Here is a 3,820-nt window from a genome sequence, read left to right on the forward strand (position 1 = left end):
CCGCGATCCGGGTGATCGGCATCGACCGGACCGAGGGGCCGTCGATGCGCAACCTGGTGTCGGTGCCGCTGTTCCACGTGACGGGGTGCAACTCGCAGTTGCTCGTCCAGCTCGGTATCGGCGGCACCACCGTGGTGCTGCCGGTGTTCGACGGCGCCGCGTTCGTCTCGACGATCGTCGACGAGCGCATCGACACCCTGGTCAGCGTGCCCGCGATCTACGGGCTGACGCTGGCGCGCGACGACCTCGGCGTCGACCTGTCGCACGTCCGGCGGCTCGCGTACGGCGGCGCGCCGATCGCCCCCGCGCTGGTCCGGCGCCTGCAGGAGCGGCTGCCGCGGGCCCGGCTCGGCAACGGCTTCGGCCTGACCGAGACGTCGTCGATCGCCACCTTCCTGCCCCACGAGTGGGCCGCGGACCACGCCGACTCGGTGGGCTTCGCGGCGCCCGTCGTCGACCTGGCCCTCGACGAGGTCGGGGAGTCGGGGGTCGGCGAACTGCTGATCCGCGGCCCGAACGTCGTCGACGGCTACTGGGCGGCGCCCGAGGCGACGGCCGCCACGTTCGTCGACGGCTGGCTGCACAGCGGCGACCTCGCCCGGGTCGACGACGGCATCGTCCGGATCGTCGACCGGGCCAAGGACCTGATCAACCGCGGCGGCGAGAACGTCTACTCGGTGGAGGTCGAGAACGCCCTGGCGGGTGCGCCGGGGGTCGCCGACGCGGCCGTCGTCGGGGTGCCCGACGACGTCATGGGGGAGAAGGTCGGGGCCGTGCTGGTCGGGTCGGGCATCGACGTCGACGCCGTCTTGGCCTACCTGGAGACGCAGCTCGCGGACTTCAAGCTGCCCCAGTACGTCGTCGTGACGTCGGACCCGCTGCCCCGCAACCCGGGCGGGAAGCTGCTCAAGCGGACGCTGCGCGACGCCACCGAGTGGGGAGCGCCGGTTCGCGGCCGGTGACGTGTTGGGCCGTTCGTGGCACCAGACGGCCCGTTTCGACTACAGACTGCAGCTCCTCACCCGTCTACCGTCGGCCTCGGGGGTCCGGGTGCCGGGCAACGTGCACGTCCAGGGGGTCAGTCATGTGGGTCATTCCTCCGCTCCTGCCCGGGGCGAGCCGCGCCGACCGGGAGTGGCACCGCCGCGAGGTCACCGCCACCGAGCGCGAGCTCAAGGACGTCTGGACCAACGTCTGCATGGTCACCCACCTCGCGCAGGTGATCCCCGCCCCGCGCGCGACCCTCCAGGCGCCCCTCATCAGCTCGATCACCCTCGACTCGGTCCCGCCGCGCTTCACGGTGAAGCTGCGGCCCGGCCAGCTCCCGGTCGACTTCGCGCGGCGGGCCGAACGCTTCGCGGCGGCCTTCCGGGTGCCCGCCGTCGAGGTCGCCACACTGACCGCGGACAACCAGTGGATCTCCATCCGGCTCCTCGAGCCGTTCTGGATCGAGTGGCCCGACGACGAGCTCCTCGACGTCCTGCCGGCGGAGGAGCCCCAGCACGCGCTGTCCGACGAGGCCGCCGAGGACGTCACCGTCGAGGCCGCCGTCGACGACGCCACCACCGACGACGCCCGGCCCGCGGGCGGACCGCGCAGCATGCGCCGGAGCCGTCGTCGCCACCGCTCGTCCCGGCCGCTCGAGGGTGGGTCGGCCCCCGTCCACGAGCCGGCGGTCACGGGGTTCGGCAGCGTCCTGCGCTACCTCGGGGACTTCTGGCGCCTGGCCCCCTAGGTCACTCCCGGGCGGGGTCGAGCACGCAGAACTCGTTCCCCGAGGGGTCGGCGTACACGACCCACGGCCGCCCGGCGGCGCCGTCGAGGGGACGGGCGCCCAGAGCGAGCAGCGCGTCCTCCCCGGTGTCGTCGGCGGCGGATCGACGGACGTCGAGATGGATGCGGTTCTTCGCGACGTGCGGGGCGGTCTCCGGGCACAGCTCGAGGAGCGGCCCGACCCCGGCGGGGTGGCGCAGCGTCCGGACGCCGGGTGTGCCGTCCGCCGGCACCCACCCGGTGACGGCAGCCCAGAACGCGGCGTCGCGGTCGGGATCGGCGCTGTCGAGGGGCAGGGCGGCGATCGGGCCGGTCGCCCGGTACTCGGACCGCTCCTCCATGACGCAGAACGGGTTGCCCTCGGGGTCGGCGAGCACCACCCACGGCACGTCGCCCTGACCGATGTCGGCGTGGGTCGCGCCGAGGGCGAGGAGCTCGTCGACCACGGCGGCCTGGCGGGAGCCGCCGAGGAGGTCGAGGTGCAGGCGGGGAGGGTCGCTCGGCGCGTCGGGGACGGGTTGGAAGCACAGGTCGAGCCGGACGTCGCCGCCGAGGTGCAGGCGGGAGCAGTCGTCGTCGTCGGGGATCGCCTCCGCGGCGAGGGCCGCGGCCCAGAACCGCCGCAGCCGGCCCGGCTCGCGGGCGTCCCACACGATGTTCTCCAGGTGCACGGCGGGAGTATCGCCCGGCCCGTGGCTCAGGTCGCGTAGGGCGGGAGGCCCGCGGGGCGGTAGTCCAGGAGGACGGTGCGGCCGTCCAGGACCGTCTCGGACTCCAGCTCCAGGGCCACGTCACCGAGCTCGACGAAGAACGGTTCGCGGCCGGTCTCCCCGACGATGAGCGGGAAGACCATCAACCGGAGCCGGTCGAGCCGCCCGGCGGCGAGGAGCTGGCGGACCAGCGAGAGGCTGCCGACGGTGCGCAGGTCGGCGTCGCCGCGCGCCTTGAGGGCCGGGACCTCGTCGACGACGTCGTGGCCGTTGATCGTCGCGCCCGGCCAGGACGCGCTCTCCAGGGTGCGGGAGAAGACGACGGTGGGGGCCTCGGCCATCCGGTACCAGCTCTCGTCGCGGGCCTGTTCGGGCAGCGAGGACAGGAGCGAATACGTCTTGCGACCCATGATGCTCAGGTAACCGTGCTCCATCTCGTCGTGGATCCAGCGTTCGAGGTCCGGGCCGCCGAACCCGAAGTAGCCGGGGGAGCGGGACCCGGCGGCGAAGCCGTCCACGCTCAGGAACAGGTCGGCCACCAGCTCCGGCATGCGAGCCTCCTCGATCCGCTATCAGGACCGGACGGTATCACCGAACAACTCGTGCGCACGAAGGTCCTCGCCTGGCAGGCTCCGGGTCGATGGGCGACCCGAGTGCTCCACCGTCCCGCGGCGACTCCGCCACGCTGATCACGGCGCAGCGGGTGATCACCGACCCGGAACGCGCGCCGCTCGAGCAGGGCGGCGTGCTGATCCGCGACGGGGTGATCGCCGCGGTGGGTCCCGCCCACGAGCTCGAGCACACGGCCGGCCCCCTCGATCACCTGGAGTTCCCGCGGGGCACCGTGATCCCGGGACTGATCAACGCGCACGTCCACCTCGCGTTCGACGTCACCACCGATCCCCGGGCCACGATCGAGGCCGGCGACCTGGCGGCGGTGCGGGCGACGATCGCCGCGAACGCTCGTGCGGCGCTCGACGGGGGCGCCACCACCGTCCGGGACCTCGGGGACCCGGCCGCGACGGTGAAGGCCTTCCGCGACCGGTTCGCGGCCGGGCTCGTGGCCGGCCCGCGCGTGCTCACCGCGATGGCGCCGCTGACCGCGCCCGGGGGCCACTGCTGGTTCCTCGGCGGCGAGATCGACACCGGGGGCGGGGCCGAACGCGTCCTGCGGGCCGCCGTCGACGAGCGCGCGGACGCCGGCGCGGACGTCGTCAAGGTGATGGCCGGCGGCGGCATGCTCACCCCGACCGGCGCGCCGCCGTGGCAGAGCCAGTTCAGCGAGCGCGACCTGACGATCCTGGTCGCGGCGGCGCACGAGCGCGGCCTGCCCGTCG

The 3,820-nt window shown here is 74.0% G+C and carries 5 protein-coding genes; 3 read left to right on the forward strand and 2 right to left on the reverse strand.

All coding sequences use genetic code 11. The annotated features are described in order from the left end of the window. The coding region (locus tag AC0CYZ_RS01565) for a class I adenylate-forming enzyme family protein (protein WP_472211537.1) at positions 1–962 on the forward strand (962 nt) is incomplete at its 5' end. Between the two features lie 122 nt (positions 963–1,084). Then, entirely contained in the window at positions 1,085–1,735 is a 651-nt protein-coding gene (locus tag AC0CYZ_RS01570) for a hypothetical protein (protein WP_472211541.1), read from the forward strand. Between the two features lies 1 nt (position 1,736). Here the strand turns inward: AC0CYZ_RS01570 and AC0CYZ_RS01575 are convergent, their stop codons facing one another. After that, a complete protein-coding gene (locus AC0CYZ_RS01575; protein ID WP_472211544.1) occupies positions 1,737–2,444 on the reverse strand; it encodes a VOC family protein in 708 nt (235 codons plus the stop codon). 26 nt (positions 2,445–2,470) lie between these two features. After that, complete coding sequence (locus tag AC0CYZ_RS01580; protein WP_472211547.1) at positions 2,471–3,034, reverse strand: dihydrofolate reductase family protein; 564 nt, start codon at positions 3,032–3,034, stop codon at positions 2,471–2,473. Between the two features lie 89 nt (positions 3,035–3,123). On the opposite strand from AC0CYZ_RS01580, the gene AC0CYZ_RS01585 reads away from it, so the two are divergent. Next, positions 3,124–3,820 (forward strand): amidohydrolase family protein (locus AC0CYZ_RS01585; protein WP_472211550.1); only part of this gene is annotated, 697 nt, incomplete at its 3' end.

Source organism: Actinomycetospora sp. (assembly GCF_055612215.1).